The 14891-nt window shown below is 60.7% G+C and carries 15 protein-coding genes and 1 pseudogene; 11 read left to right on the top strand and 5 right to left on the bottom strand.

The annotated features are described in order from the left end of the window. Positions 1 to 76: 76 nt before the first annotated feature. Entirely contained in the window at positions 77 to 751 is a 675-nt protein-coding gene (locus tag ASC80_RS07725; RefSeq protein ID WP_056294656.1) for a glutathione S-transferase family protein, read from the top strand. Positions 752 to 828: 77 nt separating this feature from the next. Here ASC80_RS07725 and ASC80_RS07720 read toward each other — a convergent pair whose 3' ends face one another. Then, positions 829 to 1476, bottom strand: coding sequence for an alpha/beta hydrolase (locus tag ASC80_RS07720; protein ID WP_056294653.1), 648 nt, complete (start codon positions 1474 to 1476; stop codon positions 829 to 831). 257 nt (positions 1477 to 1733) lie between these two features. Here ASC80_RS07720 and ASC80_RS07715 point away from each other — a divergent pair, with 257 nt between their 5' ends. The 9 genes and pseudogenes from ASC80_RS07715 to ASC80_RS24740 all read left to right on the top strand — a co-directional run. Continuing rightward, entirely contained in the window at positions 1734 to 2894 is a 1161-nt protein-coding gene (locus ASC80_RS07715; RefSeq protein ID WP_056294650.1) for a cysteine desulfurase family protein, read from the top strand. A gap of 96 nt (positions 2895 to 2990) precedes the next feature. Continuing rightward, entirely contained in the window at positions 2991 to 4469 is a 1479-nt protein-coding gene (gene sufB / locus ASC80_RS07710) for a Fe-S cluster assembly protein SufB (RefSeq protein WP_056294647.1), read from the top strand. Next, entirely contained in the window at positions 4466 to 5224 is a 759-nt protein-coding gene (gene sufC, locus ASC80_RS07705; protein WP_056294644.1) for a Fe-S cluster assembly ATPase SufC, read from the top strand. Before sufB ends, sufC begins: the two co-directional genes overlap by 4 nt. 11 nt (positions 5225 to 5235) lie before the next feature. Continuing rightward, positions 5236 to 6561, top strand: a complete 1326-nt coding sequence (sufD, locus tag ASC80_RS07700) for a Fe-S cluster assembly protein SufD (RefSeq protein WP_056295770.1) — start codon at positions 5236 to 5238, stop codon at positions 6559 to 6561. Next, complete coding sequence (locus tag ASC80_RS07695) at positions 6561 to 7808, top strand: cysteine desulfurase (RefSeq protein ID WP_200941174.1); 1248 nt, start codon at positions 6561 to 6563, stop codon at positions 7806 to 7808. Before sufD ends, ASC80_RS07695 begins: the two co-directional genes overlap by 1 nt. Next, the gene (locus ASC80_RS07690) at positions 7805 to 8197 is read left to right on the top strand and encodes an SUF system Fe-S cluster assembly protein (protein ID WP_056294640.1); all 393 of its coding nucleotides are present in this window, start codon (positions 7805 to 7807) and stop codon (positions 8195 to 8197) included. Before ASC80_RS07695 ends, ASC80_RS07690 begins: the two co-directional genes overlap by 4 nt. 9 nt (positions 8198 to 8206) lie before the next feature. After that, positions 8207 to 8620: a VOC family protein gene (locus ASC80_RS07685; RefSeq protein WP_056294638.1), complete on the top strand. Its 414-nt coding sequence runs from the start codon at positions 8207 to 8209 to the stop codon at positions 8618 to 8620. Between the two features lie 133 nt (positions 8621 to 8753). Next, positions 8754 to 9149 (top strand): HesB/IscA family protein, encoded by a 396-nt coding sequence (locus ASC80_RS07680; protein WP_082512483.1) that lies wholly within the window; start codon positions 8754 to 8756, stop codon positions 9147 to 9149. 14 nt (positions 9150 to 9163) lie between these two features. Further along, positions 9164 to 9406: pseudogene (locus tag ASC80_RS24740) on the top strand (TfoX/Sxy family protein); the annotation flags it as partial. Between the two features lie 207 nt (positions 9407 to 9613). Here the strand turns inward: ASC80_RS24740 and ASC80_RS07670 are convergent. Together ASC80_RS07670 and ASC80_RS07665 are read right to left on the bottom strand one after the other, a co-directional pair. Next, entirely contained in the window at positions 9614 to 10681 is a 1068-nt protein-coding gene (locus ASC80_RS07670) for a GGDEF domain-containing protein (protein ID WP_056295767.1), read from the bottom strand. Positions 10682 to 10889: 208 nt separating this feature from the next. After that, a complete protein-coding gene (locus tag ASC80_RS07665; protein WP_056294631.1) occupies positions 10890 to 12287 on the bottom strand; it encodes a DEAD/DEAH box helicase in 1398 nt (465 codons plus the stop codon). A 295-nt stretch (positions 12288 to 12582) separates the two neighbouring features. On the opposite strand from ASC80_RS07665, the gene ASC80_RS07660 reads away from it, so the two are divergent. Next, positions 12583 to 13833, top strand: a complete 1251-nt coding sequence (locus ASC80_RS07660) for an FAD-dependent oxidoreductase (RefSeq protein WP_056294628.1) — start codon at positions 12583 to 12585, stop codon at positions 13831 to 13833. A gap of 6 nt (positions 13834 to 13839) precedes the next feature. On the opposite strand, the gene ASC80_RS07655 is transcribed toward ASC80_RS07660, so the two are convergent. Then, positions 13840 to 14610, bottom strand: coding sequence for an SDR family NAD(P)-dependent oxidoreductase (locus ASC80_RS07655; protein WP_056294627.1), 771 nt, complete (start codon positions 14608 to 14610; stop codon positions 13840 to 13842). Positions 14611 to 14674: 64 nt separating this feature from the next. Further along, entirely contained in the window at positions 14675 to 14863 is a 189-nt protein-coding gene (locus tag ASC80_RS07650) for a hypothetical protein (protein ID WP_056294624.1), read from the bottom strand. Positions 14864 to 14891: the final 28 nt, after the last annotated feature.

Raw genomic sequence — 14891 nt, 5'->3', positions numbered from 1 at the left:
ACACGGGGCGCGGTGTGCCGGACCCGCTGCCGCATTTCGCGAGCGCTTGCCATGCGCCGCTTGCAAGGATGACGCCATGACCGCCCCACTCAAGCTCATCAGCCACAAACTCTGCCCTTACGTACAGCGCGCGGTAATTTCGCTCACGGAGAAAGGCGTGCCGTTCGAGCGGATCGACATCGATCTCGATAACAAGCCGGACTGGTTCCTGAAGATCTCACCGCTCGGCAAGGTTCCGGTGCTGCAGGTTGGTGACAGTGTCGTATTCGAGTCCGCGGTCATCCTCGAATATCTCGAAGAGACGCAGCTGAAGCCGCTGCACCCGAGAGACCCGCTCACCCGTGCCGAGCATCGCGCGTGGATCGAGTTCGGCTCAACCGTTCTTGGCGATATCTGGGGACTTGAGACAGCGCAAGACAAGGCAACGTTTGAAGCCAAGGTGAAGCAGTCAGAACAACGTTTTGCGCGGCTCGAAGAGCGTCTGGTCGCAGCTCCATGGTTCGACGGTGACACGTTCTCTCTGGTCGATGCCGTGTTCGCACCGGTGTTCCGCTATTTCGATGTGTTCGATGAGATCGGCGATTTCGGCATTCTCGCCGACAAGCCGAAGATCGCGCGTTGGCGGCAAAGCCTTCGCGAGCGGCCTTCGGTGCGCAAGGCTGTGAGCGAGAACTATCCCGAGTTGCTGCGCGCCTTCCTGAATAAGCACAACGCGTACATGCTGATACATGAAGGAAAAGCGGCAGCTTGAGGACTTCAGTTGCCTAAACGCAAAACGGCGCGAACGGTAATGTTCACGCCGTTTGTTTTGAAGCAATCAGCCGGGCGTCAGCGGACGTTGGCAAGCCGCATGTCGAGATAGGACGTCACCGATTCCATCAGCGGTTCGAGCTTGCCTTCGAAGAAATGGTTGGCGCCGGGAATGACCTGCTGGTCGATGACGATACCCTTTTGGGTCTTGAGCTTCTCGACCAGCGTGTTGACGTCCTTCTGCGGAACGACGATGTCCTTGTCGCCATGAACGATCAGGCCTGACGACGGGCAGGGCGCGAGGAACGAGAAGTCGTAAAGATTGGCGGGCGGCGCGATCGAGATGAAGCCCTCGACTTCCGGCCGGCGCATCAACAATTGCATGCCGATCCAAGCACCGAAGGAGAAGCCCGCGACCCAGCAGGCCCGCGCTTCCGGATTGATGGTCTGTGCCCAGTCCAGTGCCGCAGCTGCGTCGGACAGTTCTCCGGTGCCGTGATCGAACGATCCCTGGCTGCGGCCGACGCCGCGGAAATTGAAACGCAGGACCGAGAAGCCGCGGGCGACGAAGGAGTAGTAGACCTGATAGACGATCTGGTGGTTCATCGTGCCGTGGAACTGAGGGTGCGGATGCAGCACCATCGCGATCGGCGCGTTCTTCTGCTTCGCCGGATGATAGCGGCCTTCGAGGCGGCCTGCGGGACCGGTGAAAATAACTTCGGGCATCGATGTTCCTTGATATGTTCAGGTGACGCCGTGTTGGCCTGCAACCTGTGTCGGCAACCTCCCCAACGAGGCTTCGACTGGAGTCGTCGGGTGCAAGATGACGACGTGAGGTGAACCGGAGGCCGGCGTTCTAACATGAGGCGAGGGGCAAAAAGCAAGCATCTTGAACCCTGTCGCGGTCCATTCAGGTCCGTGACGGGGGTTGTAAGGGGGAGCCGGATGGGCATTTTCCCCCGATTTCCGGAGACGGCGACGGTATGACGCGTAAGAGAGTTTATCTGGACTGGAATGCGACCGCGCCGCTGCGCCCCGAGGCGCGTGCGGCAATGGAGGCCGCATGGGATGTGGCCGGAAACCCTTCATCCGTCCATGCCGAGGGCCGCGCCGCCCGCCGACTGGTGGAGGAGGCGCGGAATGCGGTGGCGCGGGCGACCGGCGCGGAAGCACGCAATGTCATATTCACGTCCGGCGGCACCGAGGCGAATGCGCTGGCGCTGACGCCCGGCCTGCGCCGCCCGAACGGCGCGCCGGTTCAGCGGCTGATGGTCTCAGCAATCGAACACCCTTCAGTTCTTGCCGGTGGCAGGTTCGACGCGGCCGATATCGCGGTCGCGCCGGTCGACAGGACGGGCGTCGTCGATCTGGAACGCTTGCGGAACCTGCTCGACGATCCGGTTCCTTCGCTGGTGTCGGTGATGCTGGCCAACAACGAAACCGGGGCGATCCAGCCGATTCCGGCGATTGCGGCAATGGTTCATCAGGCGGGCGGCGTCATGCACGTCGATGCCGTGCAAGCATTATCGAAAATATCGTGTAATATAAATCAATTAACATGTGATCTTCTATCAATTTCTGCACATAAGGTCGGTGGACCGAAAGGAGTCGGCGCGCTCGTCGTCGCCGACGGCGTCTCGGGGTTTGATGCTTTGATCCGGGGCGGAGGTCAGGAAAAAGGGCGGCGGGGCGGGACCGAAAATGTCCCCGGAATTGTCGGCCTTGGGGCGGCGGTGGCGGCAGCAATGGCCTCAGCGGAGCAGGAGTCGGCCCGACTGAAGGTCCTTCAAGCTCAGCTGGAAACCGGTCTGGCGACAGTTCCCGAGACGATGATTTTTTCTCGAGAAATCTCCCGGCTGCCCAACACGACCTTGGCGACGGTTCCCGGAATGAAGGCAGAAACCGCGGTGATCGGGTTCGATCTTGAGGGAATCGCCGTATCTTCAGGCTCTGCCTGTTCGTCGGGAAAGGTTCAGCCGTCGCATGTCCTCGCCGCGATGGGCGTCCCGCCGCCGCTGGCGCAGGGAGCCATCCGCATAAGTCTCGGCTGGGACACCTCTGAATCCGACATCATTCGCGTCCTGGAGGCTTGGAGAAAGCTCGCCGACGCATTAGGTAAGAAAATGACGAGAATCGGCACTTGAACGGTTCTAAAAAATGGGTGATTTCATGAACGAAACACCCTAAACAACACTTCCAGGTTCCACTGCGGTCCTTGAAACCGCGAGCGGAGAGTTGATATGCCGGCCGTACAAGAGACGGTTGATCGGGTTCGCCAGATCGACGTCGATCAATATCGATATGGATTCGAGACCATCATTGAATCCGAAAAGGCCCCGCGGGGTCTCTCGGAGGACACTGTTCGGTTCATTTCTGCCAAGAAAAACGAGCCGGCGTGGATGCTGGAATGGCGGCTTGAGGCCTATCGCCGCTGGTTGACGATGGAAGAGCCCACCTGGGCCCGCGTCAACTATCCCAAGATCGACTATCAGGATCTGTATTACTATTCGGCGCCGAAGAAGAACGCGCTGGCCTCGCTCGGCGAGGTCGATCCTGAAATCCTGAAGACCTATGAAAAGCTAGGTATCCCGTTGCGTGAGCAGGAGATGCTGGCAGGCGTCGTCCGCCCCGAAGGTGAGCGGCGGGTGGCGGTCGATGCCGTGTTCGACTCGGTGTCGGTTGCGACCACGTTCCAGGCCGAACTGAAAAAGGCCGGCGTGATCTTCATGCCGATCTCGGAGGCCATCCGCGAGCATCCCGATCTCGTGAAGAAATATCTCGGCACCGTGGTGCCGACTTCCGATAACTATTTTGCGACACTGAATTCGGCGGTGTTCTCCGACGGCTCGTTCGTCTACGTGCCCGAGGGCGTGCGCTGCCCGATGGAATTGTCGACTTATTTCCGCATCAACGAGCGTAACACCGGCCAGTTCGAGCGGACGCTGATCATCGCCGACAAGGGGGCTTACGTCAGCTATCTCGAAGGCTGCACCGCGCCGCAGCGCGACGAGAACCAGTTGCATGCCGCCGTGGTCGAACTCGTCACCCTCGACGATGCCGAGATCAAGTATTCGACGGTGCAGAACTGGTATCCGGGCAACTCGGAAGGCAAGGGCGGCATCTACAACTTCGTCACCAAGCGTGGCGACTGCCGTGGCAAGAATTCCAAGATTTCGTGGACCCAGGTTGAGACAGGTTCGGCGATCACCTGGAAGTATCCGAGCTGCATTCTGCGCGGCGACAACTCGCGCGGCGAATTCTACTCGATCGCGATTTCGAACGGCTATCAGCAGGTCGATTCCGGCACCAAGATGATTCATCTTGGCAAGAACACCACCAGCCGCATCATCTCGAAGGGTATCGCCGCCGGCGTCTCGCAGAACACCTATCGTGGCCTCGTCACTGCGCACCGCAAGGCGACCAACGCACGCAACTTCACCGCGTGCGACTCTCTTTTGATCGGCGACAAATGCGGCGCGCACACCGTGCCGTATATCGAGGCCAAGAATTCATCGACGCTGTTCGAACACGAAGCGACGACGTCGAAAATTTCGGAAGACATGCTGTTCTATTGCGTGCAGCGCGGCCTGTCGCAGGAAGAGGCCGTGGCGCTGGTCGTCAATGGCTTCGTCAGGGACGTGCTGCAGCAATTGCCGATGGAGTTTGCGGTCGAGGCGCAAAAGCTGATCTCGATCTCGCTGGAAGGAAGTGTTGGATGACCGCGTTGCTTGAAGTTAAAGGCCTCAAGGTTCAGGTGGAAGATAACGAGATCCTGCACGGGCTCGACCTCACCGTAAACCAGGGCGAAGTTCACGCCATCATGGGCCCGAATGGCTCAGGCAAATCGACGCTCAGCCACGTCATCGCGGGCAAGCCGGGGTATGACGTGACGGCCGGCGAAATCCTGTTTAAGGGCGAAGACCTGCTCGAGATGGCGCCGGACGAGCGCGCCGCCAAGGGGGTGTTCCTCGCGTTCCAGTATCCGGTGGAAATCCCCGGCGTTGCGACCATGACGTTCCTGCGCACCGCATTGAATGCCCAGCGCAAGGCGCGCGGCGAAAGCGAATACTCGACGCCGGACTTTCTCAAGAAGGTGCGCGACGTTGCCGGCAAGTTGAACATTCCGCAGGACATGCTGCGCCGTGGCGTCAACGTCGGATTCTCCGGCGGCGAAAAGAAGCGTAACGAGATTTTGCAGATGGCGCTGTTTGAGCCGAGCCTGTGCATTCTCGATGAAATGGATTCAGGCCTCGACATCGACGCGCTGCGGATCGCCGCCGATGGCGTTAACGCGCTGCGATCGAAGGATCGCGCGATGGTCGTGATCACCCACTATCAGCGTCTGCTGAACTACATCGTGCCCGACTTCGTTCATGTGATGTCGAAGGGCCGCGTCGTGAAGAGCGGCGGCAAGGATCTTGCGCTCGAGCTGGAGAAGTCCGGCTACGCGCAGTTCGAGGATGTGGCCGCTTAACGGATCCCATGATGAATGTCGCTGTAGCAAAGACGAGTTCCAGCCAGCCTCTCGACGAACTATTCGCCGTGGTGCGCGACCGGCTGCCGGGATTAGGCAAGGTCGCGGATGCGCGGCAGAACGCTTTCGACGATTTTACCCGGCGCGGCCTGCCGCATCGGCGCATCGAGGAATGGAAATACACCGATCTGCGGGCCTTGCTGCGCGAAGTCGCACCGCTGGCGCCTGCGCCGGATCAGGCCGCGTTTGCGCGGGCCGCCAAGGCGGTGAAAGCTCTCAGTGTCGAAGGCACGCAGAAATTTGTTCTGGTTGACGGCGTGTTCGCGCCGCAACTGTCGGACGTCGGCGTGCTGGAAAAAACGATCCAGTTTCGCACCTTACGCGAGATTCTTGAGGACGTCGGCAACGATACGCGGGCCGACCTGCTGCAGACGCGGGTCGCGTCCGATGCGATGATCTCGCTCAATGCCGCGCTTGCAACCGATGGTGTCGTGATCGACGTCGCCGACGGCGCGTCGCTGGCCAGGCCGATCCATATCGTCCATGTCGCGACTGCGGCGGGTGCTTCAGCCGTTACACGCTCTCTCGTGAAGATCGGCAAGGACGCGCACGTCACGCTGATCGAAAGCTTTATCGCTGCGGACAGTGCCAAGAGTTATCAGGCGCACGATTCCATCGTGATCTGGATCGGCGACAATACCCGGCTTCAGCATGTCCGCCTGATGGAGGATGCGCGCGACGCCGCCAATATCTCGACCGCGATCTTTACCGTGGGCGCGAAGGCGACGTTGAACACGTTTAACCTCACCAATGGCGGACAGGTTAGCCGCTATCAGGCGTTCATTGCGGTCGCCGGCGAGCATTCGCGGGTCGAAACCAACGGCGTCAATCTTCTCAATGGCACGCAGCACGCCGATACCACGCTGTTCATGGATCATGCGGTTCCGCACTGCGCGAGCCGCGAAGTGTTCCGTGCGGTTCTCGACGATCGTGCTCATTCGGTGTTCCAGGGCCGCATCATCGTGCAGCCCGACGCGCAGAAGACCGATGCCAAGATGATGACGCGGGCGCTGCTGCTGTCGGATGATGCCGAGGCCGACAACAAGCCTGAGCTTGAAATCTTCGCAGACGACGTGACCTGTGGTCACGGCGCGACGACGGGCGCGCTCGATGAAAGCCTGCTGTTCTATCTGCGCGCGCGCGGTTTGACCGAAAGGCAAGCGCAGGCGCTTCTGATCACCGCATTCGTCGGCGAAGCCATCGAGTCGATCGCCGATGACAATGTGCGGGACGTCGCCATTGCCGCTGCCGAGCGCTGGCTCGCGGCACGAGGCTGATTGATATGCATCCTGCAGTCGCTAACGGTTCCTACGATGTCCAGCGCGTTCGGGAAGATTTCCCCGCGCTGGCCATGAAGATTTATGGCAAACCGCTGGTCTATCTCGACAACGCGGCGTCAGCGCAGAAGCCAAATGCGGTGCTGGACCGGATGACGGAAGCCTACAGGTCCGAATACGCCAACGTGCATCGCGGCTTGCACTATCTCGCAAACGCCGCGACCGACGCTTATGAGGGCGGCCGAACCAAGGTGGCGCAATTCCTCAACGCAAAGCGCAACGAGGAAATCATATTCACCCGCAACGCGACGGAGGCGATCAATCTGGTCGCGTCGTCGTGGGGCGAGCCGAATATCAAGGCCGGCGACGAGATCGTGCTCTCGATCATGGAGCACCATTCGAACATCGTGCCGTGGAATTTCCTGCGCGAGCGTCAGGGCGCAGTTATCAAATGGGCGCCGGTCGATGACGAAGGCAATTTTCTGATCGACGAATTCGAGAAGCTGCTGACGCCAAAAACCAAGCTTGTCGCGATCACACAGATGTCCAACGCGCTCGGCACCATCGTGCCGGTCAAGGACGTGGTGCGGATCGCTCACGCCCGTGGGATTCCGGTGCTGGTCGATGGCAGCCAGGCGGCCGTGCATTTCGCGGTCGACGTGCAGGATATCGACTGCGATTTCTATGTGTTCACGGGCCACAAGGTCTACGGCCCGACCGGCATCGGCGTGCTGTACGCGAAGTACGATCATCTCGTGGCGATGCGGCCCTATAACGGTGGCGGCGAAATGATCCGCGAGGTCACGAAGGACTGGGTGACCTATGGCGACCCGCCGCACAAGTTCGAGGCCGGCACGCCGGCGATCGTCGAAGCGATCGGGCTTGGTGCCGCGATCGACTACGTCAACTCGATCGGCAAGGACCGGATCGCGAGGCACGAGCACGATCTTCTCAGCTACGCGACCGAACGCCTGCGCGAGATCAACTCGCTGCGGATCATCGGCACCGCGCGCGACAAGGGTTCGGTGATCTCATTCGAGATGAAGGGCGCACACCCGCACGATGTCGCCACCGTAATCGACCGGGCAGGGATTGCGGTTCGTGCCGGCACCCATTGTGTGATGCCGCTTCTGGAACGATTCAACGTCACCGCCACATGCCGGGCGTCTTTCGGGATGTATAATACGCGCGGCGAGGTCGATCAGCTTGCGCAGGCGCTTATCAAGGCGCGGGAGCTTTTCTCATGAGCGACACCATTCAGTCGGACACGAAACAGGCGGAACCCGCCCCCAACAGGGTAGATACCCATTCGGCGCTTCCGCCCGAAGAAACCGAGCGTCTCGGTGCCGATATCGTCGCTGCCCTGAAGACGGTGTATGACCCGGAAATCCCGGCGGACATCTATGAGCTTGGCCTGATCTACAAGGTCGACATCAAGGACGATCGTGCTGTCGATGTCGAGATGACCTTGACCACGCCGAACTGCCCGGCAGCCGGCGAGTTGCCGACGATGGTTGAAAACGCCGTCGCCAGTGTGGCGGGCGTCGGTCCGGTCAGCGTCAATGTGGTCTGGGAGCCGGTATGGACCCCCGATCGGATGTCCGACGAGGCCCGTCTCGTCCTCAACATGTGGTGAGATCGGCTAGTGCCGAAGCTCGGTGGCATCATCGAGACCGCGCTTTACGTCGATGATCTCGAACGCGCTCATGCATTCTATCGCGATGTGCTGGAGCTCGACGTACTGACAAGCGATTCGCGGTTCTCGGCGTTTGATGTCGGCGGCCGCAATGTGCTGCTGTTGTTCAAACGGGGAGCGACGCTCGAGACGGTTCATCTGCCCGGCGGGACGATACCGCCGCACGATGGTGCAGGGCCGATCCACGTTGCATTTTCGATCACGTCCGACGAGCTGGCCTTATGGGAAAAGCGCCTTGGCGGCCATAACGTTGCCATCGAGGGCCGAACGGCGTGGCCACGTGGCGGCCACAGCATCTATTTCCGCGACCCGGACAGCCATTTGCTGGAACTGGTGACCCCGGGCGTGTGGGCGATCTACTAGCGGCATGGCAGCCAGCTAAAGCGGTTCTAGGCGGAATTCGGGGCTGGGGTCTTCACAGCAAGGATTTCGTTGTTATTTTGGTTCCATGATGGTCCCGTCGCCGGTGCGCCGCGCGGCGAGAGGAGAAAGTCCGATGACGACATCCGCCCAAACATCCCCGCCGAAGCCGCGGCCCCGACCGCAGGTTATGCGTCTGACAGATGCTGCGGCGGCTCGCGTGCGCGAGTTGTCGTCCCGGGCCGATTCGGAGATCGTCGGACTTCGCGTCGGCGTGAAGAATGGCGGCTGTGCCGGTCAATCCTACACCGTGGAGTACGCGCACGAGGTACGGCCGACCGACGAAGTGGTCGAGGACAAGGGCGTGAAGATTCTTGTCGATCCGAAGGCCGTCCTGTTTCTGCTGGGCACCGAGATGGACTACGAAGCCAGCAAGATGCAGGCGCAGTTCGTCTTCAACAATCCCAATCAGGTTAGCGCCTGCGGGTGCGGTGAATCGGTCCAGCTCACGCCGGCGAAGATCGACGGTTAAAACGCTGGCGATCGATGGACCGTGACGATCTCATCGATCTTTTTTCCGAGTTCGGCCCCATCGATATACGCCGCATGTTCAACGGCTACGGCATTGTTGCGGATGGTGTGAACTTCGCCATGTCGCTGCGCGCCAGGCTGATTTTCCGGGTCGATGACCTGACGGCCGCGCGCTACGACGCCGAAGGTCTCAAGCCATTTCAGTATCAGACACGAAACAAGACCGTGGTCGTGAAGTCGTACCGGCATATCCCGGAGCGACTCTACGACGATCCCGAAGAACTGGCGGTGTGGGCGCGTGAGGCCGTGGGCGCCGCGCAACGGGCAAAGGCGGGGAAGGCTGCCAAGCGCGAAACCGCAAAGACAAGACATCACAGTCGAAGCCCAGTGCCGCGGCGAAAGCAAAAACCGCCGGATCGGCATCGGGCAAAGGCACCGGAGCTACGTCGAAAAAAGTATCAAGCGTCAGGCGACCTGGATCTGGCCGGTCGGCGAATATTCCGGGTCGGCCTCGCAGATGACGCGGTTGCGGCCATTGCGTTTGGCGGCATAGAGGCAGGTATCAGCCCGCTCGATCAGGGATTGGGTGTCGTCGCCAGCTTGCAGCATCGAGACGCCGACCGACACTGTCACCCGGCCAAGGATTTCGCCGGTTGATTTCTTCTTGAGCTGTTTCGACATGACCGCGCGGCGGATGTTGTCCGCCACCGTCAGTGCTTGCCGAAGCGTGGTGTTCGGGAGGATAACAGCGAACTCCTCGCCGCCGTAACGCGCAGTTATGTCCTGACCCTTGATGGTCTGCTTCAACGATATTCCGACCAGACGAAGCACCTGGTCGCCTGTGAGATGGCCGTAGTTGTCGTTGAACGATTTGAAATGATCGATGTCGAGCATCATCAGCGACAGCGGTTCGTTGTTCTCGATCGCCTGTTCGACGGCGGTTTCGATCGCCCGGTCAAAGTATTTGCGATTTCCGAGAGCGGTGAGCGGGTCGGTCAAACTTTCGGCGCGGATCGCTTCGAGATTCTGCTGCAGGTTGCTGATTTCGAGTTTTGAAGTGGCGAGGCGGGATTCGAGGACGCTGTTGGTCTCCTGCATTTCCCGGGTCGAGGTGACCAGCGCCTCCACAACAGCCTTGATCTGCTCGGCATCCTTGGCCTTGCGGAGGCTGTCCGTTGCCCCTTCCAGGTTTTTGCCGAAGGTCGTCGTCATACCGAGCGCGTCGGTGATGAGGGCCATCACGTCGTCGATTTCGTTGATGACGCGGGCACCGACCTTGTCGATTCGATCCGAGGTGCGAATCTGCGACAGGTAGGTTTCGTAGATCTGGTCGAGATCGGACTCTGTCAGCTTGCCGTTGCGGGCGAGAGTCTCGTTGATGATCTTGTTGAGGGCCGAATTGTATCCGGTCGCATAGACGTACCAGATTTCATAGTTTCGCGGAATCGCGGTTTGCCGCAGGGACCTGATCTGGCCCAAGGCGACCTCAGCGAACGCCATGGTGCGTTCATGTTCTTCCAGCAGCCCAATCACGTTCCGTGTCCCCAAGACAGACTTCTGCCTGCCCTCACGTCAAATGCTTTAAGTATTGGAACAAAGGTAGGGAAGATGAATGAATGAGGAGTAAACGGGGTCAAGACTGGCCCCATTTTCCCCGAGATTGCATGGACTTGGTGCGAATCTGACCGATCTTGCGGGGTGGCGGTCCCGCCTGAGTTCGACCCCCGTCCAGGCGGCGTAATTATCCGCGCGCGCGAACCGGCCGAAGAAGAAATGCCGGCAGATGGGAATGATCGGCGGGCTCGGAATGCTGTTCGCGGGTGGCACGTGGTGGAGGCGGGCGGCCGATCGACGGTGGCTGAACTGCGGCGATCGCAGGTGCCGCTGTGGCGGTTTCGGTTGACGCTTTGCCGCGACCGCGCCGCGAGCGCTGGCCGTTGCGCGGCTTGCGATGCTCATGAGGCTTGCCGGATGACTCGGCGGAACTCTCTTCCTCGTGAGCCTCTTCGGAGATCGCGATCTGTTCGGTTTTCGGAATCGGTTGTCCGATCAGTTTTTCGATCGCCAGCATGGATTTTTGGTCGGCTGGAGTGACGATCGAGATTGCTGTCCCGAGGCGTCCGGCCCGGCCGGTACGGCCGATGCGGTGAACATAGTCGTCGGAATGATGCGGAACGTCGAAATTGAAAACGTGGCTGACTTCCGGAATGTCGAGGCCGCGGGCAGCCACGTCGGAAGCCACCAGCAGCGGCAGTTCGCCTTTGCGGAACTGGTCGAGCGCGGCCGTGCGCGCCGACTGGTCCATGTCGCCATGCAGTGCGGCGACGCTGAAGCCATGTTTCTGCAGGGATTTATGCAGCAGGGCAACCTCACGCTTGCGGTTGCAGAAGATGATCGCGTTCTTGAGGTCTTTGGCGTCGCGCAGAAGCTGACGGAGCACTTCGCGCTTCTGATGAGGTTCGCGGCCCACGCCGACCTGCGACTGGCTCACGGTAACGGCAGTCGAGGCAGGCTTCGAGACTTCGACCTTTACCGGATTGTGCAGGAAGGTCTCGGTGATACGCCGGATTTCGGTCGGCATGGTTGCAGTGAAGAACAGCGTCTGGCGGGTGAAGGGGACCAGTTTGCAGATGCGTTCGATATCGGGAATGAACCCCATGTCGAGCATCCGGTCCGCTTCATCGATTACCAGCAGTTCGACGCCGGTGAGCAGCAGGCCGCCCCGTTCGGTGTGGTCGAGCAGGCGGCCGGGGGTTGCGATCAACACGTCGACGCCGCGCGTCAGCTTGGTATCCTGGTCGCCGAATGACACGCCGCCGATCAGCAGGGCGACGTTGAGTTTCTGGCCGGCGCCGTACTTGTCGAAATTCTCTTTCACTTGCGCGGCGAGTTCGCGCGTTGGCTCCAGGATCAGCGTGCGCGGCATCCGGGCACGCGCGCGGCCTTTCTCGAGGAGGGTGAGCATGGGCAGGACGAAGGCCGCGGTCTTGCCGGTGCCGGTCTGGGCAATCCCGAGAACATCCCGGCGCGCCAGAACGTGGGGAATTGCCTGTTCCTGAATGGGTGTGGGTATGGTGTATCCAGTGGCCGCCACAGCGGCGAGGACCTTGTCGGACAAGCCGAGATTGGAAAAGGACATTGAGCCTCTACGCGAGATCGCCGTTCGGACTTCTCGGGAATAACTGCCGCGCTCAACCCCGGAACGGCACGCTATCATGCACGGGGATGGTCAATTCGCTGGCAGGCGGCTGACCAGACGGTCGCGTTTCGACCCTGGCCGCGTGCCCGGAACATAGGCTTCAATTGGCCAAAGTCAATGAATTTGCGGCCAAAATGGCTGAAAACCTTAACCGGAAACGTTGCCGGCTGTCATTCTGGCGTTACTCAAAGGCAGGCAACAGGGCCCGCTGGCGAACGATTCGACGGAGCAGGGTATGACCATCGGACCAGGCGAATCCGCCCCACGGGTCCTGACGACCCAATGCTGCATCGTGGGCGGCGGCCCGGCGGGAATGATGCTGGGCTATCTGCTGGCTCGCGCCGGCATCGGGACGGTCGTTCTCGAAAAACACGCCGATTTCTTCCGGGATTTCCGTGGCGATACGGTCCACCCGTCGACCATGAAAATCATGCAAGAACTCGGTATCTTAAAAGAGTTTTTAAAAGTTCCACATCAGGAGATTTCGCGCCTCGAGGGGCTGTTCGGGACGACCTCGATCAGGCTTGCGGATCTATCCCGGCTCGATACGCCATGCCCCTTTATCGCGCTAATGCCGCAGTGGGACTTTCTGAGCTTCCTGGAGGTTCAAGGCGGGCGCTTTCCGACCCTCCAAATCCTGAAAAGCACCGAGGCCACTGAATTGATGACAACCGGCGATCGCGTGACCGGCGTAACGGCCCGAGATGGCGGCGGCACGCTGCGGATCTCGGCCGATCTTACCGTCGCCTGTGAAGGCCGCCACTCGATCCTGCGCGAGCAGGCTGGTCTCAGGGTCGAGGATATCGGTGCGCCGATCGACGTGCTGTGGTTTCGGGTTGGTAAGGCCAAGGGCGCGACGGACGGAGTGTTCGCGCGGCTTCAATCAGGCCAGATGATGGTGACGCTCGACCGCGACGCTTACTGGCAGTGCGCATATGTCATCGCCAAGAGCGGGATCGATGCCGTCAAGGCACGCGGCCTCGAAGCGTTTCGGGCCGGCGTTGTGGCGATGGCGCCACCCCTGCGAGATCATATCGCCGACGTCGCAAGCTGGAACGACGTGAAACTGCTGACGGTCAAGATCGACAGGCTCAACCGGTGGGCGCGCCCCGGTCTGCTGTGTATCGGCGACGCGGCACATGCGATGTCTCCTGTCGGCGGCGTCGGCGTCAATCTCGCGGTGCAGGATGCCGTGGCGGCGGCCAACCTGCTGTTCGATAAGTTCGCGGACGGCGGCCCAACTCTGGCCGATCTCGATCGCGTGCAAGCGCGCCGGCTGTTTCCCGCCCGCATGACCCAGGCTATTCAAGTTTTGGTACAGAACCGCATCATCAACAAGGCGCTGTCCGGCGGCGATCTGACGCCGCCGCTGGCGATCCGGTTGATCGACCGATGTCCAGGGCTGCAGGGCTTGACGGCGCGCGCGATCGGAATTGGCGTTAGACCCGAGCACGTCCAATCGCCTGATGCACAGGCGGCGGTATGACGCGGTTCAGCCTTGCACGGAATATCCGCCATCGACCGGGATCGCTGTGCCGGTGACGAAGTCCGACGCGGACGAACTCAGAAATACGGCGGTGCCCGCGAGATCGTCGATATGGCCCCAGCGCTTTGCTGGCGTCCGCGCCAGCACGCTGTCATGCAGCGCATCGACCTGTTCTCGTGCCTTGCGCGTCATGTCGGTATCGATCCAGCCCGGCAGGATTGCGTTGGCCTGGATGTTATCGGTCGCCCATGACGCAGCGAGCGCTTTAGTCAACTGGACGATGCCGCCCTTGCTCGCTGCGTATGCCGGCGCGTAAGCGGTCGCGAAGATCGACATCATCGACCCGGTGTTGATGATCTTGCCGCGGCCCTGCTTCTTCATCGCCGGGTAGGCGGCCTGCGCGCACAGGAATGCGCTGGTCAGATTGGTGTCGATGACGCTGCGCCAGTCGTCGAGCGCCAGCGTCTGAACCGGATTGCGGATATTGATCCCGGCGTTGTTGATGAGGATGTCGAGACGGCCGAATTTCGTTTCCGTCGTCGCGACCATCTTTTCCACGGCGGCCTTGTCGGTGACATCCACCACGATCGCCAATGCCTTCGCGCCCAGCTTTTCGATTTCGGCGACCGCCGCTTTCGATTTCGCGTCACTGCGCCCGGCGATCACGATTGCCGCGCCGGCCTTCGCAAGACCGCGCGCCATGCCGAGGCCAATGCCGCCATTACCGCCGGTGATGATTGCAACCTTGCCGGTCAGATCGAAAGGGGACGTCACCATATTGCTTCTCTCCGTCGCGGTCTTTGCGCCGCTGCCGGATCAAAACACACGGTTGCTGTGAAGGCTAGCGCCGCAGTGCGAACGTCATCAGGGCGGCGCCGACCACACTCAATCCAGCGCCATACCACGCCCACTGCATTTGCCGGATCATGAAGCTTGATTGCGGCCAGTTGACAAAGCCTGTTCCCTGACCGACCCAGAGCAGGCCGATCAGAAGCGCAAGAATGCCAATGGTGAGTAATGGTGTTCGCATTGGCTCACTTACGTTGACCGGCCGCGAC

The organism is Afipia sp. Root123D2 (genome assembly GCF_001425835.1).
Classification (GTDB): Bacteria; Pseudomonadota; Alphaproteobacteria; order Rhizobiales; family Xanthobacteraceae; genus Afipia.
The sequence above is the reverse complement of the archived record's forward strand: the minus strand, read 5'-3'. Positions and strand labels throughout refer to the sequence as shown.